25 protein-coding genes are annotated in these 24001 nt (G+C 33.0%); 13 read left to right on the forward strand and 12 right to left on the reverse strand.

Annotation, left to right across the window (positions count from 1 at the left end; genetic code table 11):
• Positions 1-67: 67 nt before the first annotated feature.
• From AAGU07_RS04980 to AAGU07_RS05000, 5 genes are all read right to left on the reverse strand, one after another.
• Complete coding sequence (locus AAGU07_RS04980; RefSeq protein WP_342458054.1) at positions 68-934, reverse strand: PAS domain-containing protein; 867 nt, start codon at positions 932-934, stop codon at positions 68-70.
• Between the two features lie 200 nt (positions 935-1134).
• Complete coding sequence (locus AAGU07_RS04985) at positions 1135-1692, reverse strand: ZPR1 zinc finger domain-containing protein (RefSeq protein ID WP_342459342.1); 558 nt, start codon at positions 1690-1692, stop codon at positions 1135-1137.
• Between the two features lie 93 nt (positions 1693-1785).
• Entirely contained in the window at positions 1786-2733 is a 948-nt protein-coding gene (locus AAGU07_RS04990; RefSeq protein ID WP_342458055.1) for a 3H domain-containing protein, read from the reverse strand.
• A 123-nt stretch (positions 2734-2856) separates the two neighbouring features.
• Positions 2857-3204: a roadblock/LC7 domain-containing protein gene (locus AAGU07_RS04995; RefSeq protein ID WP_048080111.1), complete on the reverse strand. Its 348-nt coding sequence runs from the start codon at positions 3202-3204 to the stop codon at positions 2857-2859.
• A gap of 13 nt (positions 3205-3217) precedes the next feature.
• Positions 3218-3424 carry a hypothetical protein gene (locus tag AAGU07_RS05000; protein ID WP_342458056.1) on the reverse strand — a complete coding sequence of 69 codons (207 nt, stop codon included), beginning with the start codon at positions 3422-3424 and terminating at the stop codon, positions 3218-3220.
• Between the two features lie 184 nt (positions 3425-3608).
• Between AAGU07_RS05000 and AAGU07_RS05005 the strand changes: the two genes are divergently transcribed.
• The 6 genes from AAGU07_RS05005 (at position 3609) to AAGU07_RS05030 (ending at position 9515) form a co-directional block, all read left to right on the forward strand.
• On the forward strand, positions 3609-4661 hold the full coding sequence (locus AAGU07_RS05005; protein WP_342458057.1) for a DUF1611 domain-containing protein: 1053 nt from the start codon (positions 3609-3611) through the stop codon (positions 4659-4661).
• A 49-nt stretch (positions 4662-4710) separates the two neighbouring features.
• A complete protein-coding gene (gene sepF / locus AAGU07_RS05010) occupies positions 4711-5061 on the forward strand; it encodes a cell division protein SepF (RefSeq protein WP_342458058.1) in 351 nt (116 codons plus the stop codon).
• 120 nt (positions 5062-5181) lie between these two features.
• Positions 5182-6396 (forward strand): DUF2226 domain-containing protein, encoded by a 1215-nt coding sequence (locus AAGU07_RS05015; RefSeq protein WP_342458059.1) that lies wholly within the window; start codon positions 5182-5184, stop codon positions 6394-6396.
• Positions 6397-6406: 10 nt separating this feature from the next.
• The gene (locus AAGU07_RS05020) at positions 6407-7189 is read left to right on the forward strand and encodes a septum site-determining protein MinD (RefSeq protein WP_069582992.1); all 783 of its coding nucleotides are present in this window, start codon (positions 6407-6409) and stop codon (positions 7187-7189) included.
• A 30-nt stretch (positions 7190-7219) separates the two neighbouring features.
• Entirely contained in the window at positions 7220-8008 is a 789-nt protein-coding gene (gene minD, locus AAGU07_RS05025) for a cell division ATPase MinD (protein WP_342458060.1), read from the forward strand.
• A gap of 631 nt (positions 8009-8639) precedes the next feature.
• Positions 8640-9515 carry a carbohydrate kinase family protein gene (locus AAGU07_RS05030; protein WP_342458061.1) on the forward strand — a complete coding sequence of 292 codons (876 nt, stop codon included), beginning with the start codon at positions 8640-8642 and terminating at the stop codon, positions 9513-9515.
• A gap of 45 nt (positions 9516-9560) precedes the next feature.
• On the opposite strand, the gene AAGU07_RS05035 is transcribed toward AAGU07_RS05030, so the two are convergent.
• A complete protein-coding gene (locus tag AAGU07_RS05035; protein WP_342458062.1) occupies positions 9561-10316 on the reverse strand; it encodes a TatD family hydrolase in 756 nt (251 codons plus the stop codon).
• Between the two features lie 200 nt (positions 10317-10516).
• On the opposite strand from AAGU07_RS05035, the gene AAGU07_RS05040 reads away from it, so the two are divergent.
• The 4 genes from AAGU07_RS05040 (at position 10517) to AAGU07_RS05055 (ending at position 14651) form a co-directional block, all read left to right on the forward strand.
• Positions 10517-11350, forward strand: coding sequence for a transcriptional regulator FilR1 domain-containing protein (locus AAGU07_RS05040; RefSeq protein ID WP_342458063.1), 834 nt, complete (start codon positions 10517-10519; stop codon positions 11348-11350).
• Between the two features lie 109 nt (positions 11351-11459).
• Positions 11460-12308, forward strand: coding sequence for a transcriptional regulator FilR1 domain-containing protein (locus AAGU07_RS05045; protein WP_342458064.1), 849 nt, complete (start codon positions 11460-11462; stop codon positions 12306-12308).
• Between the two features lie 134 nt (positions 12309-12442).
• The gene (locus AAGU07_RS05050; protein WP_342458065.1) at positions 12443-13273 is read left to right on the forward strand and encodes a transcriptional regulator FilR1 domain-containing protein; all 831 of its coding nucleotides are present in this window, start codon (positions 12443-12445) and stop codon (positions 13271-13273) included.
• A gap of 463 nt (positions 13274-13736) precedes the next feature.
• A complete protein-coding gene (locus AAGU07_RS05055) occupies positions 13737-14651 on the forward strand; it encodes a UbiA family prenyltransferase (RefSeq protein ID WP_342458066.1) in 915 nt (304 codons plus the stop codon).
• Positions 14652-14792: 141 nt separating this feature from the next.
• Here AAGU07_RS05055 and glyS read toward each other — a convergent pair whose 3' ends face one another.
• The 5 genes from glyS to tfrB form a co-directional block, all read right to left on the reverse strand.
• Positions 14793-16520, reverse strand: a complete 1728-nt coding sequence (glyS, locus tag AAGU07_RS05060; protein ID WP_342459343.1) for a glycine--tRNA ligase — start codon at positions 16518-16520, stop codon at positions 14793-14795.
• Positions 16521-16668: 148 nt separating this feature from the next.
• Complete coding sequence (gene dcd, locus AAGU07_RS05065) at positions 16669-17277, reverse strand: dCTP deaminase (RefSeq protein ID WP_342458067.1); 609 nt, start codon at positions 17275-17277, stop codon at positions 16669-16671.
• Positions 17278-17484: 207 nt separating this feature from the next.
• Positions 17485-18648 carry a DUF1512 family protein gene (locus AAGU07_RS05070; RefSeq protein ID WP_342458068.1) on the reverse strand — a complete coding sequence of 388 codons (1164 nt, stop codon included), beginning with the start codon at positions 18646-18648 and terminating at the stop codon, positions 17485-17487.
• Between the two features lie 14 nt (positions 18649-18662).
• Positions 18663-19361, reverse strand: coding sequence for an RNA methyltransferase (locus tag AAGU07_RS05075; RefSeq protein WP_342458069.1), 699 nt, complete (start codon positions 19359-19361; stop codon positions 18663-18665).
• Positions 19362-19393: 32 nt separating this feature from the next.
• Positions 19394-20884: a fumarate reductase (CoM/CoB) subunit TfrB gene (tfrB, locus tag AAGU07_RS05080; protein ID WP_342458070.1), complete on the reverse strand. Its 1491-nt coding sequence runs from the start codon at positions 20882-20884 to the stop codon at positions 19394-19396.
• 685 nt (positions 20885-21569) lie between these two features.
• On the opposite strand from tfrB, the gene AAGU07_RS05085 reads away from it, so the two are divergent.
• The 3 genes from AAGU07_RS05085 (at position 21570) to AAGU07_RS05095 (ending at position 23588) form a co-directional block, all read left to right on the forward strand.
• A complete protein-coding gene (locus AAGU07_RS05085) occupies positions 21570-21719 on the forward strand; it encodes a hypothetical protein (protein ID WP_342458071.1) in 150 nt (49 codons plus the stop codon).
• Between the two features lie 433 nt (positions 21720-22152).
• Positions 22153-22428: a hypothetical protein gene (locus AAGU07_RS05090; RefSeq protein WP_342458072.1), complete on the forward strand. Its 276-nt coding sequence runs from the start codon at positions 22153-22155 to the stop codon at positions 22426-22428.
• 428 nt (positions 22429-22856) lie between these two features.
• Entirely contained in the window at positions 22857-23588 is a 732-nt protein-coding gene (locus AAGU07_RS05095) for a hypothetical protein (RefSeq protein WP_342458073.1), read from the forward strand.
• A gap of 84 nt (positions 23589-23672) precedes the next feature.
• On the opposite strand, the gene AAGU07_RS05100 is transcribed toward AAGU07_RS05095, so the two are convergent.
• Entirely contained in the window at positions 23673-23960 is a 288-nt protein-coding gene (locus tag AAGU07_RS05100) for a hypothetical protein (protein ID WP_342458074.1), read from the reverse strand.
• Positions 23961-24001: the final 41 nt, after the last annotated feature.

Below are 24001 nucleotides of genomic sequence, written 5' to 3' on the forward strand. Positions count from 1 at the left end.
TTTTCATTTAAAATATCAAATCACTTGCAAAATTAAAAGTTTCTCAAAGATATTTAAAAATTTATATTCATTTAGGGCATAACTCTTTTCTTAATTCGGTTATATCGCGAACTGTTTCAATGGAACCAACAAGATTTCCATCACAATCATAGAGTGGAGACGCTTTTACAGATATATAAGCCCCTTTTCCACCAAAGAGATTACTTACAAACACTTCAGCAAATAAAGTTTTTCCTTCTCTTTTCACATAAGCATATTTATCTTCCATCTCTTTTTCACTTAAAAAAATCAGATCAATTAGAATAGGCCTTTTTTCGCCATAAAATGGTATAGAATAAGCATATTCACCCTTACCTAAAATGTCTTCTTTGAGAGTACCGGTCATCTCTTCAATAGCTTTATTCCATGCAATTACCCTTTTATTTTCATCTATTACAAATGTAGCATCCGGCAGGAATTCAATTATATCCATAAGTTTCTGGCGTTCAATTTGCATTTCTTCCTCTGCCTTTCTCTGCTTTGTTATATCAATTGTTAAAGTTATATATACCTCTTCTTTTGGTGAAAATGCTGAAATAGAGAAATATTTATCCAATGGCATGAAATGAACATCATATTTCACGCCTCTTCCTGTAGATACTGCTTCATTAGCCTTTTGAAGATCTATAGCTACTGCTTCATAGCCATAAAGATCTTTAATGCTTTTTCCAATTAAACCCTTCTTTAAGGATTTTTTCTGCCGGTAAGCAGCGATATTAGCGTAAGTTATAACTAAATCCACTACTTTTCCAGATTCATCACGTAATACTGAGTATACAGTCACTCCTTCCTGCATATACTCAAAAAACTGATAATCTAGACCGGGCAGCGGGCCATATTCTTCAGATTCAATTTTACCTTCCTCATTATTATTTAAGTTAGGTTTCCGTTCCATTTAGAATATACTCCCCTTATGTTCCGTTTAAGATAATTCTAACTTTTTTTAAACTTGATAAACATTAAATACATATATTTCTTATGTGATTCCCTGCATATAATACATACCATCTAATTAGACATACTGCAGATTCCAAATTACAACAATTTTTTAAATTATTTAATTAATCTCAGAAAGCTATTTAAACAACATCAGCATTACTCATTTTCAAATACTGTGAAACCCGTTTTCAGGTTCTTTATTTCTTCCAGACTCAATTTTCTTTTGAGTGCATCTTCATGAATTATGATACTGTGGCCAAAAGGATCTTCAATTATTACTGTGACAGTATCTTCTCCATTTTTAACTCTTTCAAGCTCTTTTAAGATATTAGACGCATTTTTTTTAGACTGTTCATCTTCAACAAGATTCATAGCAGTTATAACAGCGTCATGAAATCGCGTCAGCACGCCCTCAACATTTGAGACATAACCCTGTGATCTTGGACCTGGTTCTACTTTCAAGCCCAGTTCAGGTATGCTGATTGTAGCTGATTGAGATCTGATAACCCTAGCATTTAAATTAGATTTATCTACTTTTAACTCATACCTTACTGGTTCTTTTTGTTCAAGGCACATTATATCGGAGTGTTTATATCCACAATCATGACATTTAGCCGTAGATTCCATTATTTCCCCAAAATATGGAATATTTTCTGTTTTTGTTATAACTATCATTGAATTTTTACATTCACAGACTGGACAATCAATTTTCATTTCATTCAAAATTATTTCTCTCCTTATCACTTAATTAATAAAAAATAGTTAAAAATATCAAAAATAGTATTAAACAATATTTAATTAAATAATTTATTGTTCTTTAATTAAATATCCTTTTTCATCCAATTCTTTTATCATTTTATTTAGACTCTCCTCGTCCGGAGCGCATAGTCTATGGCTATGAACGTTGCCCGAGAGTTCATAAATATTTTCTAAATCTTCTTTCCGCTTTTTACTTCTTTCTAATGATGCAAAAAAACGTTCTGCTTCTTTAGGGTCATAAACATTGATTTTTCTCCGCAGAGGCTCTGTAAAACCATGTATAAAATAGGATATATCTTCCATCCTACCCCCATATTTCAGCACAGTATTGGTTTCATCCTTTATGCTATCCACGCCGTGCCTTAATTTCAGAGTTTTACAGATCTGTCTTATGTGGGTGAGCATTACTTTAACCGTAGTCTCGATTTTATCGTTATAAATAACTGGAACTCCATGTTCATTGGCTTGTTCAGCCAGATAATCATTAATAATCCTGTTTTCTTTGAAATATTCCAGATGTTTGCCGCCACGTTTTATTTTCATGGCTCGCTTAACGAATCGTTCCTTATGAATCTCTTCATCAGCATTAAGTACAAAAAAATGAATATCTGCATCGTCCTGGAATTGGTCGATGTTAACAAAACCAGGTACAAGGTGCACACCTTCAATTACAACATCATCAAAATCATCTACAGCCCTTTTTATAACTTTTTCAATAGCAGGGATAACAAATGAAGCATGTTCTTGAAACCCGGCATTTATTAAAGCAGCGTTAGTTTTATACCTTTCCTTGTCTCGTATTGTTACATATGCATCGAAAGATGATTTGTGAAGCGCTGGGGCAAATTCAGGCCCAATTACTCCTCTAACTATTTCCCTTATAAAATCAGACTCGATTAAGTGCTTTATTCCCAATATCTTAGCTAACTCTGATGCTATAGTCGATTTTCCAATTCCAGAAGCACTTCCTATCAAAATAACATAGGGTTTTCTCAACCGATCATCTCCAAATCAATATAAAAAACACAAAGAGTTTAGGATAAATATGTTAATATTATTATATTAAATATTATTATCCAATGTTGTTAAATACTTTAACGGCGCACCAAATATCAGCATTTAAGTAAGAAGATCTATTACACGTTCTGCACTTCTTCTCATTTCAATCCTGATTAGACCCAGATTTATGTCGATATCTGTAATAACAACCAGAATTCCTTCACCAGCATCTATCATCAAAGTTTTACCTAACTGTCCCTCAATCATAACCTGTTGTAAAGGTTCATGTTTCATCTCTTCAGCAGATCTTTCGGCTGTACCAAAAACTGCTGATGACATAGCTGCCACGAGTTCTGAATCTATATCTCCAGGAACCTCGCTTTCAATAATTAGTCCGTCTTTTCCTACTACTAAAGATCCATTTACCCCATTGATCCTGCCTAAGTCCTTAAGTACTCTTCCTATCATACTATGCCTCCAATTATTTCCATAATTGGGGTTCAGAAAACCTTAGGTTTTCTTCAACCTCCAAAATTGAAAATTTTGGGGTTCCAAAATCATTAGGATTTTGAGAACCTCCAAAAAATCCTTTGCATTTTTTGTGGTTCAGAAAAATGCACGGCATGCAAACACGGCGTGTTTGCTGTGTCAAATCTCCGATTTGACAACATTTTTCCTCAACCTCCAAAAAATCCTTCGCATTTTTTGTGGTTCAGAAAAATGCACGGCATTTTTCTTCAACCTCCACAATAGATTGAATATAGATACATAAATTATATATCTTAAAGTATATAACTTGGTTTAATATTTATTAAATAAATAGATAATGTAAACTCACACTTATTCCAACTAAATGATAATGGAGTGATTATTTGTATGACATAACTTCTGTAGAAGAATTTAAAAAGCTTAACCCTTTTATAATAGTCGGATGCGGCGGTGGTGGTGAAAAATTCGCCAATTTCGAAGGAGTAGAATCTGTTGGCTTTGTTGATGATAGTATTAAAAAACAGGGAATGGAATTTTGCGGTAATGTAATATCTTCAAGTTTAACTGAACTCATTGAAAAAACAGATGCCAAAAGCATTGCAATTATGCTTCCAATCGGCGCTGAAGGAGCTGCGCTTAAATACGCTGTTCAAGCTATAGATAACGGGCTAAATGTTATAACTTCATTCAGGTCATTATCACTTTCAGAGAATGCATCTCTTTTAAAATTTGCCAAATCAAAAGGCGTGGTCATAAAAGAAATTAGTTCCCGCTTAGATGTTATTAATAAAATATTTGGAACTGCACCTTCCCAATGTACTGAAGTACTTCCAAAAATTACGTATAAACCTAAAGCACCAGTTGTTTTTGTAGGTGGTACTTCCCAAGAGTGCGGTAAAAGAACAACTACAAGAATTCTTGGAAAAACAGCACAGGAAAAAGGTTTAAATGCAGCTGTAATTTCAACTGATGAAATGGGACTTGAAAGCCCAGCAGATCTTAATTTTAGAGCAGGAAGTCTTTCAGTTATGGACGTTGCTGCAGCAGTAATGGGGACTATGAAATATATCGAAGAAAAAAAGAACCCAGATATTATCTTTGTGGAAGGACAATCCAGTTTAACTGAAGATGGGAACCCACATCCAAGAGGCCTTTCAGCTGCAATACTCATAGGCTCAAGGTCTGATGCTGTTGTAGTCTGTCATAGACCTAATCATCCTTTTAGAGAACCAAGAGGAATAGACTACGAAATAAAAGCAATAGAAGCTGTAGAACCTACTAAAGTTGTTGGCATTTCTCTAAATATGAGGAACGTTAGCGACAAAAAGGATATATTAAAGTATGAGGAAAGATACAAATTGCCAGCAGTAGATATTAAAAATGGTGGGGCATCAAGATTACTGGATGTAATTATTGATTATGTAGAACTAAACTAATCACCAACCTGTAAAACCCACCTGATAAAATCAGTATAGGGGAAATAAAATGAAAGATGTCATGGATTATATAAAGAAAAATCTAGGATTAGAAGAAGAAAGCGAAGATGAAGAAGAAAAAGAGACCATAATCGTTCCCGAACATTCTTTTTATGAAATAATCCTAATGAAAGCCCAGGGCATTCCAGATATAGAAGATGCTCTAAAACAGATTACTGAAGAAAAAAATCCAATTATATTGGATATGGGTTTTATAGAAAATAATCCAGATGAATCTAAGCAGGTTGGAGAAAAATTAAAAGAATTCCGAGATAATGTAGGTGGAGAAGCTATATTACTTTGTAAACAAGGCAACGTGGTAATTATAACCCCTCCTGAAATTAAACTTTTAAAAAAATAACCAGCTGAAAAATCTATGGTGATAATTCATCAAATCATACATATTCATAACTGTAAAAAGGATATACATAAATTCAATTGAATTTAATATATCTAAAGTTATAATTGTAGGGGAATAAAAATGGAGTTACCAATTACCAGACCGTCTATGATCTCTTATGCAGACCAGCTAAATTTTAATGAACTTTTAGGCGAACTAAAATCAAAAGAATACAACGGATTTATAAGAGTAACTGCCGGTTCTGAGGAAGGACACATTCTTTTTAAAGAGGGCATACAAATTGCAGCGTCATATGATAACGATTCAAAGATAGATGCAATTAAAAAAATTAAATCCGCCACAGACAATAGCAGCACTTTAATTGAAGTTTTTGATCTTAGAGATTCTCAGGTTAATTACCTCATGGATATAAATAAAAAATATCTACTCAATTCTGGTTCTGAAGTTAATGATGTACTTGATGAACTTAAAAAAACAGGGCATGAAGATAAAGAAAAAATTGAAACTATTATACCTGAAAAACCTGAGGTTATTGAAACTCCCATACTTGAAGAAAAACCTGAGGTTATTGAGGCTCCTTTAACTGAAGAAAAGCCAGAAGTAACCGAAGCTACTTTAACTGAAGAAAAACCTGAAATTAGTGAATCTCCTTTACTAGAACAAAATGAATCATTTTTACCTAAAAAACCTGAAATTAATGAGGATATCCAAGTTGAGCCTGAAATTCAAGACAGTAATGAAGAAGTGAAAAATAAGCTCAAATCAATATCAGAAATGAAATCAAACCATGTTGAAGATGTTCGACGAAAAACTCAAATTAAATCAGGAAAAGCCGATATTTCACCTGCTAGTGCATATATTGGCGGTGAAAAAGCTGATAAAAGTGAAAATGAGGAGATGAAAGCTGCCGAAGTTGTAAATGAATCTATTGATCGAGCAGAACTCATGAAAAAGTATGGTTTAAAAGATGTAGGTGAAGAAGAAGTCGAAAACATTTTAGAATCCTATAAAGGAGGATCTCTAAGCGATGATGATGTTGAAAAAATAGAATTAACGCTTATGAATAAAATTAAAAAATCAATTCTTAGTATTCCAAAAATTAAAGGGACAGAAGTCATGGTATTTTTAGACAATACCAGTGAACTGGCTGGAACCATAAATATAATCACAGAATACGAAAGTAAAGGATTTTTATCAAGGTTCATGGGTGAATCCAAAGACCTGGATAATTTAAAAAAACAAATAATTAATATAACTCAAATAGAGATAAAGAAAAGTTTTAGAGGATATCCAGAAATTGTAGACAATTTTAAAATAAACGTGGAAGTTAGCTAGGAGGTATCGAATGACAAGAGTTATAACCGTCGCCTCAGGTAAAGGCGGAGTGGGAAAAACAACAATAACTGCAAATTTAGGAGTAGCTTTATCTACTTATGGAGAAGAAACTATAGTACTGGACGCAGATGTAGCTATGGCAAATTTAGAGCTTATCCTTGGAATGGAAGGAAAATCAATTACATTACATGATGTCCTATCCGGAGAAGCCTCTATTGAAGATGCCATATATGAAGGACCAGGCGGTGTCAAAGTCATTCCTGCAGGGATTTCACTGGAAGGACTTCGAAAAATCAGACTAGATAGACTTGAAGAAGCTCTATCTGTACTGGTTGAAAATGCAGATATACTTTTAATAGATGCTCCCGCAGGGCTTGAAAAAGATGCACTGGCAGCAATAGCATCCGCACAGGAATTAATTCTTGTTACAACTCCAGAGGTTCCTTCCATAAGTGACGCATTAAAAACAAAAATCGTTGCCAATAAACTGGGTGTAGAAATAACAGGTGTTGTTATAAACAGAGAACAACATGACAAGACATTTTTAACAGTTAACGAAATCGAAACTATCCTAGAGGTACCTGTTATTGCAGTAGTTCCTGATGATCCAGAGGTAAGCAGGGCTGCAGCATTTGGAGAACCACTTGTAGTTAAAAATCCAAAATCTCCTACAAGCAACGCAATTATGCAGTTAGGTGCAGATCTAATTGGTGAAGAGTACCATCCTATTGAACCTGATAAAAAAGGAGTTATTTCCAAACTGGTTGAAGGATTACTTGGAAGAAGAGGATAAATTTTTAATAAAAATAAGTAACTGGTAAAAATGTCAAAATTTATAGCAATTGCTTCGGGTAAAGGTGGAGTTGGAAGAACTACCTTAACGTACAATTTAGGAGTAGGAATGTCCTTATTCGGCAGAAATGTTATAATGCTAGATTTAGATTTAGTAATGGCAAACTTAGATGTCATAACAGGACTTTTAAATCCAGATGTTACGTTACATGATGTTCTAGCTAAAAACAGATCAATAGATGAATGTGTTTATGAAATAGAGCAGGGTATACGTGTTATTCCAACAGGAATACATTTTGAGACACTCAGACATATCAATCCAAAATATATATCATGGAATAAAATACTGGAAGAAATTGCAGATTATGGTGACATTTTCCTTATGGATATGCCTGCAGGTATTAATTCAAACATTTTTGAAGGGCTTCCAGAAAATGTAGAGATGATCATCGTTACAAACTCTACCATGACTTCTGTAGCTGATGCTCTTAAAATCAGAATACTCTCAAATGAACTGAATATCCAGATCATTGGATTTGTACTGAATATGTGGTATGATGATGGTTTTTTACTCTCCGTTAATGAGATAGAATCTATACTTGAAGTTCCAATGATTGGAATCATTCCATATGACCGTGAAGTGGAGAGATCAATGGCCCTTGGAAAATCTGTAGCCGAAATCAATCCATCATCACCTACAAGCAATGCACTCATGCAGCTTACTGCTCATTTACTTGGAGAAGAATACAAGCCAATTGAACCTGATAAAGAGGGTATTCTAAGCAGACTGAAAAAGTTCATAGGCATGTTACCAGACTGATATCTTATTTTTTTAATTTTACCCTCAAATTTTCATTTCTATTATCTAAATTAAATCAAACCTTTCACTCAAAAATCTGTCGAAATTTTTAATTTCGACGTTTGCGAAACTTGTTTCGCAACTGTAAAAATCACTGATTTTTACACGCCACAAAAACCGTAGGTTTTTGCCGGCTTTGATTTTTGGTGTTTGAAAATCTATCGAAATTTATAATTTCGATGCAGCAAAAAATCTATGATTTTTTGCATGTTTCAATTTTCAACAGTAAAAATTCATCGAATTTTTACATGCCGGAGGAAATTACATTTCCTCGGCCCCGAATACTTCGTATTCGAGGGCCCCAAACGTTGCTCAAAATCTATGATTTTGGCACAAGCAAAAACGGAATTTTTGCATGCCGTCGAAAAATCTGTCAAAATTTTCAATTTTGACGCGACAAAAACGTAGTTTTTGTCAGCTACGATTTTTCGGGTAGCAAAATTCTATGAATTTTGCATGCTACGCGTTTGAGGCCGGAGAATTTTTTAAATTCACGGCCGCAGAAATTCTATGAATTTCTGCAGGGTTTAATTGAACAATTTCAATAAAATCAAATATAAAGAAACTCAAAATATAAAATGAGGACGATATTTTGCCAGTTGACGTGGTTGGACTTGGAACATGTAATATAGACTTCATTAACAAAGTTCCCAGACTTGTAGGAATCGATGATGAGGTTAATGTTGAAAAACTCGTTTTATCTGTGGGAGGTTCAGCATCCAATTTTACGGTGGGGCTTTCCAGGTTAAATATAAGCACAGGAATTATAGCTAGAATTGGAAATGATTATTTCGGGCAATTATGCGCTAAAAAGTTATGTGATGAAGGAGTTAATACTCAAAGGCTTCTAAATATTGATGCAACTACAGGCATGGTATTTATAGCTGTTGACCCTCCTGGAGAAAGGTCAATGTATTCATTTATGGGTGCAAATGCAGAATTTAAACTATTACAAGAGGATATTGATTATATAAAGAGTTCAAAAGTACTGCACATAACTGGGATGTATAAAGAAGTGTTTGAAGAAGCTTCAAGATATGCAAACTTTTTATCGTTGAATCCAGGAACATTACTCTCAGAATATGGAATAGATGAATTATATAAACCTATTAAACGATCTAACGTGATATTTTTAAATAAAAAAGAAGTTAAAATCTTAACTGGAGAAAGCTTAAAGAATGGAACACAAGCGCTTTTAGATACCGGCGCTAAAATGGTTGTTGTAACCTGCGGAAAAGAGGGTGCAAATCTCTATACTAAAGATGAAGTAATCCATTCCCCTGTAAAAGAAACTACTGCCCTTGATACAACTGGAGCCGGAGATTCATTTGCAGCAGGTTTTATAGCTGCTTATATCAAAGATAAAAAATTGAAAGAATGCCTTAATTTTGCAAATACAGTGGCATCTTCATGTGTTGGGAAAATAGGAGCTATGAATGTGTCAAGAGCATGCGATCTGGATATTTAAATAACTGTTTTAATAAAATATTAGAGGTAAGAAATGGTAAATTTCTTACAACTCAAAAAATTTAGATGCATTATCATTTGAAACTTTTCTAGTATCTTTTTCATTAAAACCTGCTAACTTAATTCTATGAACTGTTTTAGGAACAGATAAAGGATCAGAAGGTGAAGAACTCATATCACTGTCTAAATAAAACTTATCAAATCCATATTCATCCAGTATTGAAACCGCTTCATCAGGAGTCATTTTTTTAGGTTGAACTGTAAGCCCCAGCATTGCACCCATCTCAATAACATCGTTAACTATTGTACGGTCTACATGATCTATTACAACCATTTCAGGATCTATGTTTTCCTCAATAATGGATGTTGTAATCCCCGTTATCTCTTTTTTATTGCTTCGAGGTGTATGTACAATTGCTTTCATTTTAAGAGTTTCTGCAAGCTGCAGCTGTTTTTTGAATATATTTTTTTCAGATTCAGATGCAGTTTCAAGTCCAATTTCTCCAATTGCAACTACAGAGTCATTTTCTAAAAAGGAAGGTAGCTTCTCAAGTGCCCTTTCAAAATCTTCTGAAATGCTCCTTGGATGAATTCCAAGAGCGGCATATAGTTTTAATCCGTTTTCTGCTGCCCTTTTAATATCATTATTTAAAATACGGTTCCAGTGGTCAAAAACTACGTCCGACACGCTCATCCTTAAAGGATCGTGTGCGCACGTTACTGCCGTCTCTATACCTGCCACTGCCATTTTTTCAAAGTCTTCATAGGGCCGTGTATCTGCATGTACATGTGCATCTATCATAAAATCACCTGTAAAATCATTCTTAATTATAAAATTATTCAGATAATATTAATATAATTAATGTATTATCATTAAATTTTATTTACACAACATTTAATTACATTTTGAGCCAATATAGAGTAAAATAGATCGTTATAATTTATAATAATGGATATCATTTAAATGAATATTTACAATATTCAGGCACAAGGGAGATCAATATGGACATAATTGGCACTTTGAATCGTTATGAAGACATAAAAGGAGACATAAAATTTGTTACGACTTCAAGTGTCAGGACAAAGATCATTTTAAGCTTAAATAAAGGGAATAAGGATCTAAATACACTTAAAAATGAACTGGGTTTAGAATCATCTGCTGCATTGCACTCCCTTAAAAAACTTGAAAGCCAGAATATCATTATCAAAAAGGAAAATGGATACTCTTTATCAACAATTGGTAAATTATATGCCATTAAATCAGAAAATTTATTCAAATCATTTTATACAATTAAAAAATATGAGAAAATATGGTTAAATCACTGGATAGATGGAATACCAAAAAATTTACTTAAAGAAATTAAATGCCTAAACAATTCATTTTTAGTGGAATCCACACCAGTAGATATCATAAAACCCCACAGCCATTACACCAAACTGGTAAACAAAGCCAATGAAATTAAATCCATATCCCCTATTTTCTATTATCCATATATAGACCTTTATAAAAATGCATTAAAAAGGGATGCGGACGTAAAACTCATTTTATCCCCATTAATACTGGCTAAAATGACCGAAACTGCAGGTGTAGAAATTTTAAACCAAATTTTATCTTCAAAGAATTTTAAACTGTATAAAATAGAAAAAGATGTAAAAGTGGTCTTTACAGTCACCGAGAATTTCCTATCACTGGGTTTATTTTCAACTGAAGGGTTGTATGATGCCACCATCAATTTAGTAAGTTATGATGTAGATGCAATCGAGTGGGGTAATAAATTATTCAGTTATTACTTGGATAAAGCTCAAAAATTCGATTTAGACAATTTAAGCAAATAACAGTACTATCATAATCATTTAAAGTCTTATTTTCATTTTAAAATGAATTATCTTTATATATTGTAGCAAACAAAAATATAGAACACGGAGATGATTTGCAGGTGCATTTATGAATATAAATGATATTTTAAATTATTATGAAGATGTTAAAGAAGATTTAAAATTCCAAGGTATATCAAGTGTTCGAATAAAGATCATGATAAGCTTGTATGAAGGACCCAAGAAAACTAAAGATCTAAGAGAATTAACTGGAATACCCGCATCCACATTATTACATGGAATCAATGAACTTGAAAAACAAAAATTAATTTCAAGAAAAGGAGACGACTTCTTTTTATCAGAAATAGGGCTTATATCAACACTTAAATTAGTAGATACGATTAAAACACGTAGATTATTTAAAAATACTAAGAAATTATGGCTTAATCATGATATAGAATCTATTCCCCAAGATTTACTGATGAAAATCGGAGACTTAAGCAGCTCTAATCTTATTGAAGATGAACCTGATGATATGTCCCATTCACATAGAACATACATTCAGATAGTGTCAAATTCTAAAGAAATAAAAGGTATTTCACCTATATTTTACCCAGACTACACAGAAACTTTTGCAAGACTAATCAAAGAGAATGTTGACGTTGAATTAATATTAACAAAAGAGATACTTACAAAAACAATTAATTCACTCATTTCAGAAGACCTCAATGAATTTAAAAGATTACTCTCCAAAAATAAGCTTAAAATATGGGAAATAAAAGAGGATATTAAAATTGTATTTACAGTTACAGATAATTCCATGATATTAGGGTTGTTCTCAGCAGATGGAATATATGACCCCAATTTGATTTTAGTAAGTGATCATAACGATGCAATTACATGGGGAAATAAACTGTTTAATTACCATAAGAAAAAATCTCAAAAAATTAGCAGGGAATATTTTGAACAATTTTCATGAATTTTTTACTATTTTGACATGACCTAAAATGTATTACCCCTATCTCCAATATTATCATCTTTTAACAGATAATACCTATTTTTATATGAGAAATATTAAAATAGTAATATTCTATTGATAATCCAGGTGTACACATGCATATAACAGATATTTTAAATTTCTATGAAGAAGTGAAAGACGATATAAAATCTCAAAGTACCTCCAGTGTCAGAACAAAGATCATGATAAGTCTAAGTGAAGGACCCAAGAAAACTAAAGATCTAAGAGAATTAACTGGAATACCCGCATCCACTATATTACATGGAATCAATGAACTTGAAAAACAAGAATTAGTTATAAAAGAAGGAGATAACTTTTTTCTATCAGAAATAGGAAAAATAATGGCTTTAAAATTAATAGATACCATTAGAGCATCTGTTTCACTTAAAAAACTCCAGAGATTATTATTCAATCATGAAATAAGAGATATTCCTCACGATTTACTCATGGATATAGGTCATCTAAGCAACTCCCAGCTTATTGAAGCCGATAATATAGATATTTTCAAGGTACATGGAACACATCTAGAAATTGTATTAGACTCTAAAAAGATAAGGGGCATTTCTCCAATATTTTATCCAAATTATCCGGAAACTTTTAAGAAGATTATAAAAAATGACATTAATGTTGAACTCATATTAACAAGCGATGTACTGAAAAAAACCATGCAATCAATAGATAATGGAGAAAAAGACCTAAAAACATTAATTGAAAGTGGAAATTTAACGCTATGGACACTTGATAAAGATATTAAGGTTGCATTTACAGTTACAGATAAATTTATGACAATGGGCTTTTTTTCAGTAAATGGAATGTACGACCCTACTCGAAACCTGGTAAGTAATGACAGCGATGCACTTTCCTGGGGTAACAGATTATTTGAATACTACTGCAGGCAGGCGGATAAAGTAAATTTTGAAAAATAAAGCACACCACCCATTTATAAAAGATTAAATGTTGTCATATTGTTTTAAATAAACTTTTAATAAATTAATACTACTTTTTTTACTATTTAAATTTCTAATAAAACAGCAATTATGAAATTAGCCGTTATAATATTTTACTAGTTCTGCAACCTTAAAAATAAAGCTATTTCTAGTTATAACTTTGTTTGATGCATATAGAAACTTTTAATAATATAATAATTTAAATAATTACCAGACAGCCCATATTAAATATTAAACTATTAAAATAAATGCTTAAACTGATTATTATATCCATCATAGTGTTTTAAATGAATTAATTTTTAAAATAAGATTAAATACAGGCAATATATAGAAATAAACGGAATATTCGATTTGCATTCAAGATTATAGACAAATTAATGATCATTAGAGTAAATTCGTTCATGAATTTACAATTCAATGATATTAAAAGGAAGCGATCTTAATGCAACAAGTCGACAAAATAAAATACTGGAATGATGTACTAAATAGTTTTGTAAATACGAGCTATAAAAAAATAGAAAACTTAGTATCTTTTCTACTGAAAAGTACGTTATCTACAGCAATATTTGGCTCTTTAAGGGCATATTACCCCTTTTTGTTATTTGGGGCAGTTGTAAGCTGGAATCTACTTCTAGCCACATTTCTTGTAATTTTTGCAGTATACTGCATGAATAATTTAACAGATAAAGAAGAAGACGAAGTCAATTCACCAGAAAAGGCCAGCTTCGTTAACAGTAATGAAAAAACACTCACCTTTGCCGTGGGTTCTTCCTATATTATAGCAATAATATTAGGATTTTTAGATAGTTTTTATACTGTTCTTATTTTATTAGTTCCACTTTTTGCTGGAGTTATATACAGTATTAAAATTTCTTCTAAATTACCGCGTCTAAAAGACATATTTGCAGTTAAAAATATAATCATTGCTCTAAGCTGGGCAGTGGCAACTACGTTTATTCCTGCAATCCACACACCTAACGTTTCATGGGCATTTATAATTCCCATATTTTACTTTTTCTTTGTAAAAAGTTTCGTAAATTCAGTTGTATGCGACATACGAGATATAGAAGGAGATACAGCAAACGGTATAAGAACTATCCCAGTTGGAATTGGAAAAGAAAAAACAAAAAAGATACTTTCAGCACTTACATTTTCTATTATGCCTGTAATTTCAATATTATTGTTTTACGGGCTGTCTCTTGGCTACTTTATAACGATGGCCTTTTCCATGGTTAACAGCTACTGGCATATAAATTATATCAGCAATACAGAAGAAATCAGCAAATATATGTCCCTTCTGGTACACGGAGAATGGATTTTCGTGCTAGCACTATGCTGCATTATCACACTGGTATAAATCCATTTTTTTTCTTTTTTTTATTTAATTAAAGGTAGTTTAAGTAAAGAACTTAAAAAAGAAAAGTATTTAAAAATTGCTAAAAAAACTCCAAAAATAAATTATTTCTCAAAGATAACTTTGAGAATAAGATTAAACAGCTTAAAGATCTTCAAATTCAATACTGTAATCCATTAAACCCGCTAAAACTTCACTGATATCTGAAATTGGAATCCTTTTTTGTTTGGTATTATCCCTGTTTCTTATGGTGACCATATCATCTTCTAAAGATTCATGATCAACAGTTAGTGCAAAAGGCACTCCTATTTCATCTGAACGGGCATATCTTCGTCCGATAGTTCCTGATGAATCGAACTCTGCTATAAATCCTTCTAATCTCAGGTCATCCTCTATTTGAAGCGCCACTTTTACAAGTTCTTCTTTATTTAAAAGTGGGAAAACACTTACTTCAACTGGAGCTATGTCCCTCGGTAATTTGAAATATTCCCTGTCATTTTCTTTATCTTCTGTAAATGTATGTGAAAGTACAGAGAAAATTATACGGTCAATACCATAGGAAGGTTCTATAACATGAGGGAATATTTTTTCTCCCCTTACTGTTTCACTCACTTCCTCAAAATTAACATGTTCAGGCAATAATTGGTAGGAGTCACCACCTATCTCAAGTTTAAATGATCCTTCATTTTCAACTGCTTGCTTAATGCTTTCAGCTTCAATATCTTCAAGCGCTTTAAGTATCTTTGGTGCATCACCTTTAAAGGAAGGTCCAAATTTACCCATGTTTGGTTTTACAGCTAATTTTTTAATATGTTTAGGTTCATCGTACTCTAAAAAGACCCTTAGATCTTCTTTACTGTGCTCTGTATGAGATTTAAGGTCATAATCAGTCCTGTCTGCAATTCCAATAATCTCTACCCAGCCGTACCTTTCAGTTTTTACTTCAACATCCCAGCAGTCAATTGCATAATGCGCCATCTCAGTTGGCAAATGCTGCCTGAACCTTATAACATCTTCAGGAATTCCAATTTCTCCCAAAAACTTACTTGCAAGATATAACTGGTAAACAAGCATTTGACTTGATACTATCTTCTTTGAAAGCGCTTCTCCTGCAGACAATTCGATTGGTTCTCCTTCATTCATTTGGATTTCTGCAGAATAGAGTTCAAGTGTCTCATCTTTAATGGCATCAAATTTTTTGTGGGTCTTATCCCTAGGATCCACAAAAATCTCAGCTTCTGCCTGGGTGAATTCACGGAGCCTTATTACACCTTGTCTTGGAGATATTTCATTTCGGTATGCCTTTCCTATTTGAACCACACCAAAGGGTAATTTACCTCTAAAGAACCTTAAAAGCCTTTTAAATGGTATAAAAATACCCTGAGCAGTTTCAGGACGCATGTATCCTGTTTTTTTACCTTTGGCACCGATCAGTGTTTGAAACATCAGGTTGTAATTCCACACACGAGATAACTGACTGCCGCATTTAGGGCAACCTATTTCTTCATCCGCAATCATTGCAGTGAGTTCTTCGTTAGTTAAACCTTCCACTTCTTTATCCATAACCTCTTCAATTATGTGATCTGCCCTGTAAACTTCTAAACATTCTTTACATTCAGTCATTGGATCAGTGAAATTGTCAACATGTCCTGAAGCTTTAAGAGCTTCCTCTGGCATTACAGTAGGAGATTCTATTTCATAAAAACCTTCCCTTACGATGTAATATTCTCTCCACTTGTTGATAATCGAATTTTTTAGTATAGCACCAAGAGGACCATAATCATAAAATCCCGCAACACCTGCATATATTTCAAATGAAGACCACAGGAAACCTCTCTTCTTTGCAATGTTCATTACTTTATCATGTTTCATAGTATCATCTCGTCTAGCTTTAAAAATTATAAGCAGCATAAATCATCCAAAAACATCTGTTTGAAACCAAAATTCGATTCTGAACGATTAGAAATATTGAAAAAAAATTTAATAAGAATCCAAATATTAAATTAAATTATAATCTCCATTACTCTTTTTTAAGAGCTATTTTTTTAATTAAATCTTTATCATATTTAATTCTACTTGATTCTGGGCGTTTTTGGCCCATATATTTACTATCTCTTTCTGGATGTCCATACGGCTTTTCTGATGGAGATGTCATAGTCTCAAAAACTATTTGACAAACTCTCTGCCCAGTATATAGTGCTACGGGCATTTTACCAATATTTGAAATTTCTAGTGTGATCCTTCCATGAAATCCAGGGTCTATATAACCTGCTGTGACGTGCATGGTTACACCAAGTCTTCCCATGGAAGATCTGCCTTCAACCCTTGCAACGATATCGCCAGGTAACTTTATGGTTTCATAAGTTGTAGCAAGGGCAAATTCACCAGGATGAATTATAAAAGGTTCTCCCTCATCTATATAAAACGATTCCATATATGAATCAATGTCTGATTCATCCATTGGATCTATACATGGTTTTCTAATTATTTTGAAACCTTTAAACTCATTTCCTATCCTCAAATCTACTGATGACGGTTGTATTTGTATATCCGGACTATCAAGTGGATCTATACCAATTTTTCCTGCATCAAGGTATTCTTTAATATGTTTATCGCTTAAAATAGCCATGTTTACCCTCTTAAATATTAATTTATTATTTTTAACAGTTGATAATTGCAACCTGCATATAAAATTTATCAAAGGAGATTAAACAACTTAATATTTAAATATATGTGTTTATCTCCCAGGCCATTTAATTTATTATCGTTAATTAATGGTAATAGTTGTATTTGTATACCTAGATTATAAAGAGATCTACAACTATACAAAATATAATTATCTCCTTAAATAACCGCGCTTGTCTTCTTGCTCATTTATTTTGTCTTGCTTAACTTCTATTTCTGATATATCATTCAGTATATTTTTAATCCCGCAGCTGTTTCCAACCCCAACCACAAGGATATTTGCCTCGTCAGGAGAATTATAAATTAATTCCTGCACCAGTTCAAATGCCTCAAGTGAAGCATCTGCAATCTTCTGGTTCATGTTGCTTATAGCCTCTTCAGGACTCATTTTCACAATAACAGCATCAAGTTCAATGTTTCTTTTAACAATTTCTTCTTCAATAGCCCATTTATCTACTCCAGGACCGCCAATTACAACTCCAATACCTCTTGCCACTTTCCCTGTCTCTTCGCCCTCAAGTTTGACTGCTGCATCTACTGTTATTACTTTATCTATATTTTCTTTCGCAAGTATAGACCTGACAACTTTTCCAACCCTTCCAACTCTTGCTCCAGGACCTTTTGCACGAGCTATAATCAGATCACGTTCTTCCATCTTCTTTTTAGCAACAAACATGTCTTCGATCTCAGTTATGTACTCATTTTTATAGTCTTTCATAAGCAGACCTGCAACTATAGGACCTGCACCATCTCCAATGGGTTTTCCTTCAGAAAATGTTTTTGCACCTTCAAATTGGGCTTTTACAACCCTCATAATTAGAGGAATACTCATTTGAAGCATCAGCAATATCTGTAAGTTTCCTTTTCTTCCAAGCTCTAGATTGTGTCTTACCTGTTTTGCAACATCATTAATAGCAAGTGTGGCCTTTAAAGTCATCACAATGTTTGCTTTGGTTTCCGCGTCGGCTAAAGGGGCCACTTCATTTACCATCTGTTTAAATCTGTCTTCACTTAGATCCAGGATTTTCTCAAACTTTCTTACGAGTCCGTTAGGGTCAAGATCTACCGGAGGAACTACAAAGAATTCCATAAAACCTTCAATTTTAGCTGAAGGGTCAAGAATAGGCTTTCCTTTTTCTTTAGATATTTCAATAAGAAAATCCTCCAATTCCCGAACCATGTTCTCTAATTCAAGTGCAGCCTTGTTAACACTAGATAATGCCCTTACCCTTACAATCCATGGAATTAGAAAAATGAGTAAAACTATTACCAGTATCCCAATAATATCAAATGGACTCAATCCAAATAATGCCATTTCTTTCCCCCACATTATTCTTTTAATTTCAGCCCTATTCTCCTTAAAGTTCCTATTAAGGTGTGTGCTTCCCTTCCAGAGATGAATGCTCTCCCTATAATATTTTTAAAAACTGTAGATGCCGTTTTCATTTTATGTTCAGGGTAACCGGTGTATTTAATTAATTCATCCATTTCCTCAATTAAAAGTTCTTTTTCAGATTTTAAAGCTACTTCCAGTTCTTCTCGAGGATAATTCTTTTCTCTTTTAAATAATTCATACAGTACAATTGCTGCAGCATGGGAAATATTCAATACAGGATATTCATCGTTTGTAGGAATGGTTACAACCACATCACAGAGGGCTATCTCTTCATTATAGAGACCGTTACCTTCTCTCCCAAATACTATGGCAATATTTCCAGTTATATTTAATGATTCTGCAAACTGCTCAGGTGTGACCGCAATTCTAGAAACATTGTAACTCCCGCCAGCCATACGTGTCGTGCCGACTGTAAAATCTATTTTTTCAGCTTCGATGAATTCTTCAAGGGAACCGTACTCTTTATGGTTCCATATAATTTCTTTTGCATGCATTGCCTGGTAATAAGCTTCATTTTTTAATTCGCATGGATTAATAAGCACTAAATCGTTGAACGCAAAATTTTTCATTGTCCTTGCAAGGAAACCTATATTTCCTGGAGATTCTGGTTCAACAAAAACTACATAAATCATATTTTTATACTCTCTAAAATTAATAGAAAGGCTTATTTTTCATAAGCCATTTCAAGAAGTTTTAAAATGTTTAATACAGGGATATTAATGCCTTCTTTTTTGAGTTCAGTTTCTATATTGATCTGGCAGAATGGGCAGATGGTAACAACGGCGTCCACGCCGAGTTTTTTAATCATTTCTGCCTTTTCCTTACCTAACTCTGATGCAATTTCAGGTTTTCCGGCACGTACTCCACCACCAGCACCGCAGCACTGGTTTGGTTTTTCCATTTCAACTAACTCAAGCCCCTTAATTTTCTTTAAAATTTCACGGGGTTCTTTATTGATTCCCTGAACTCTATTGAGGTGGCATGGGTCATGGTAAGTTACCTTCATATTTAAAGGCTTCATATCTTCAGTATTTAAGTTATCAATCAGGAATTCGCTGATATCAACCACGTTGAAGTTAACACCCAATTTAGGGTAATCTTTCTTTAAAGTTGCCCCGCACCCTGCACATACAGTTATTATTGTGTCGTAGTCTTTGAAAACTTCTTTATTTTTTTGAGCCAGCTCTTTTACGATGTCAGTCTGCCCCGTTCTAATCATTGGAGAACCGCAGCACACCTGGTCTTCAGGCACTACAATGTCAATATTATGGTTCTCTAAAACTTTAAGCAGAGCAAAACCTACTTCCTGCTGCCTGTAATCTACAAGACAGCCTGTAAAGAATGCTATATTCGATTTTTCTTTATTTTTACCAGAAACTGCTTTAATAAATCCTTCATCTAAAAGTTCTACAGACCTTCCAGTACGTGCAATTAATTCTTTCACTTCTTTATGCGCTGGAAGCGGGCCGACACCTTCACGGCACGCGATTTCCCTTAATTTCTCAATTGCCCCGCCTACTGTGCTTATTTCCTTCGGACATACCTCTGCACATTTTCCACAGGTGGTACAGCAGTAAAGGCCTTCATCAAGCCCGAGTTTAGCACGTTCTTCCTTATTACGAGGGTCAAGGGCAAATTTTGAAATGTCACGCATGAAATAAGGACCTGCATATTCAGCAGATGTTTTGTTTACAACAGGACATGCAGATAGACATGAGAAACATTCTATACATCCCCTTAATTTCTTTGAGTCTTCATATTGTTCTGGTTTTAAGATTTCAAGACACATTTCGCTGTCTTGATGTACTTCATCTCCCCTTAAAGAGAGTTTCATCTTTTTGATCTTGTTTTCAATTTCGCTTCGATCTACAACCAGGTCCTTTAAAACGTCGAAATCAAGGGGCTCAATAACTGCGTTATCCTCTATTTCAGCTTTACATGCCAGTTTAACTTCGCTGTTTACCTTTAAAGCGCATGATCCACACTGTCCAGCCCTGCATGAACACCTGTAAGCTATACCTGCACCATATTTCTGGTTGATATAGTTTAAAGCATCGAGGACTTTCATTTTTTCCGTTTCCTCAACTTCATAGGTTTCATAGTAAGGCTTTTCGTCTTTAGCTGGATCATATCTTAAAACTTTAATTGCTATCATTTCTATCTCCGGATTTTTTTGAAAGTGGTTTAAAAAAATTTTTAAGTTAAATTAAGTAAGTTAATTAAATATTTAAAAATATAGTTTAATTTATGATATTCATATTCCAATTTATACGATCTTATATTTAATCTTTATAATTAAGTCTATATCTAAAGATAAATTAGGAGATTATAATCTTTTTTTTCCAAAATAACAGTATTTTACTCCATTTTATGAACATGTAGAACATATATAATTTTATTTTTAAAATTTAATTTAAATATAAAGTTTCTTTTCAAATATTTTAGCTCAAGAAGTTTAAAATATATTCTAATGATTTAAACACATTTTTTTAAGTAGCAAAGATAAGCGCAATTTTATAGAATCCCCAGCTAGATCCGGAACATATCCCTAGAATAGCTCTAACAGGAGATTAAACCTTTAGAAAAATAGAAGGGGACTAGTTCCTTGGGAGAGTTTTGCAGTATTTCAACCGGGATAAAAGGACAGTAGTTCTATTGAAGGTGCCACAGAATCCAATAAAATGCACCAATCAAATAAATTCTATTATAAGAGACCTCCAAGTGAATTCTATTGATGGCTTCTTTTTTACGAAATTACGAGAGATGATGGTGAACTATTGGAGAAATAAATTTGGATAATCCTGAATACTTACATTTGTTTTAAAGATAAGCCCATTTCTATGAAATTACTTTTTATAATAGCCACAGCCATAAAGCAGGCTATACCTGTTACTATAACAAGCACAATGGGGGGGGGGGGAGTAGAACTTTCACCGATCATTATCAAAAATCTGCCAATTATAATTATAGCTAGTATAGTAATAGCATAACAGGCCCACCCTTACCAACATATAGGTTTAGGGAATTGTAAAAACGCTTCAAATTTAAACCAATGTTTTTTAGGATATGTTTCCATAATAATCACATTCTCATAACCTTATTTATAATTAATAAATTCTATTGTTGGATTCTTCTTATGAAATCAATCAAATGAGGTTCTTTAACGATTCCACTAATGGGGCGAGAGAATCAGTTGGATAACATATTCACCATATTCTTTAAATTCATTATATATTACGTGCATTCGCTTCACGAACATAAAGCCGCTAAAGTGGCTTGAAATTATTTAATTTTAGACATTTTTTAGTAGTAATGCTTATGGAAATGAACAACATAAAGTAATGATAGCCCTCATTTTAGTATTTAATTTATATTAATAACTGATTGTACTTGGATTAAAAAAAGATAATACGGAGTAAAAAAATGGTTTCTGAAATTTTTTATCAAAAATTAATTGATATATCCAGAGTAATGGAAGAGAAAGGCAATGGAATTAGCTATATTCATAATGAAGATGACTGTTATACAATTGGAACAAGGAAATACAGTGAAGAAATAGATGAATACCTGAATAAAACAGTTGAACTATGGGAAGGTAGTGTACCAAACTTTAAAAAATCGAAAAAAGGCAAATCAAATGGAAAAAAGCCGAGTAGAGTTGTGTATATCTGGAAAATTTTCCTAAAAGAAGCTAAATGACCAATACGTAAAAAAAAAAAAATTTTAAACTAATATTTTGTAAATAGTTTATACCATTTTCGGATAATGTATAATAATTGAATTCTATTTGTTTCAAAAGTAACGAATGTACAGGTTATTTCAGTTTAGTAAAATTGAATTGATTGTATTCAAACATGAATTATAGCCCATTACATAATTTTTAGAATTAATTTACAGATACTGAAATGAAATCAAGTAAACTATTTTGAAACTGGACAGCAGGTGCAGAACATATAAAAATTTTTTGACAATCCAAAAACAAGTAACAGATAAACTAACTAAACCAAAAAAATCCCGAAATACCCCTCATTTTCCAAAATACACTAAAATAACACCAGAACCATCACAATATTTACATTTTCAACAAATTTCATATAACATCCTCACCAATATATAACTGTGAGCACATGCCAAAATTTGAATTTTCAAATAAATTAAGGGATTATTTAGAGAAAATAGAAACCGAAACTGGAAAAGAAGTTAAAATACTTGAAAGCCCATATCTTGGAATAAAAGGTATGTGGGCAGGGTTCAGGTACCATCCAGATTACATTATCGTTATCATCCGTTCAGATATCCAAAAAACAAACGAAACACTGGAACGCTCCATTGCCCACGAGGCAACACACGGCTACATCCTGTTTAAAGAAAGGTACTGCAGGGGTGAATTTCCAGAATCAACTGAAGACAGCGACAAAAGGGATATCCAACTCATATTCACCATGGTTGACGACATCGTGGTCAATAAAATAATCTTTGAAAACGGCTTTACCCCCTTCGGCGTGGAATATCTGGGCGTGGTCCAAAAGGAAATCGATTCCATGATTGCAGGTGTAGATTTTTACAGGCAGTTTTCTGACGACCTTCTTTTTGATGACCTGCTGATGATAACACGTTACATCATAGCATGGGGATTTTTAGAATATTATGATTTAAAACTTATAGAACATGATATACTTAAAAAATTTTTAGATGTCTTTAAAGAGACCTATCCTTTACAATACGAAGTTACAAATCAGATAAAAAAAATTATTAAAGAAAATGACATATTTACAAGTTCAGGGCATTGTAAGGCCATGGGGCTTATTTTAAAAGAGTTAAAATTTGATAGTTTGGTAAAAATAACAAATATGCCCTGATAAAAAAAAAGGGATAGTTAAGGGTTAAAATTAACATCCATCAAAATAGCAACCAATCATTAAATATTATAATCAGTAAAACCCTTAATTAAATTCAGGCATTTTTCCATTCTTCTCTCTATATTCTTTAAGCAGAATGTTCTTTCTCTGTTTTGAACTTTTTTTACTGTCGTTTTCACGGTATCTAAAGTAAACAATGCTTTCTGCTGTGTCTTCGTCTGAAAAATGCATAGAAATATTATGTTTCAGTTTTCCCTCGCCGATATAAACAATTTCCTTTTTATCATTGGCAAACTGGAATACTCCATAGGAATTTGGTAACTGTTTTACATTTTCTTCATTGAAATCCATCCATCGTTTTGCTGCTGGCATTTTTGACCTCCTTTTATGCTCTAGTATTCACATTTATTTTA

It is taken from the genome of Methanobacterium sp. (genome assembly GCF_038562635.1).
In the GTDB taxonomy this organism is placed as follows: Archaea; Methanobacteriota; Methanobacteria; order Methanobacteriales; family Methanobacteriaceae; genus Methanobacterium_D.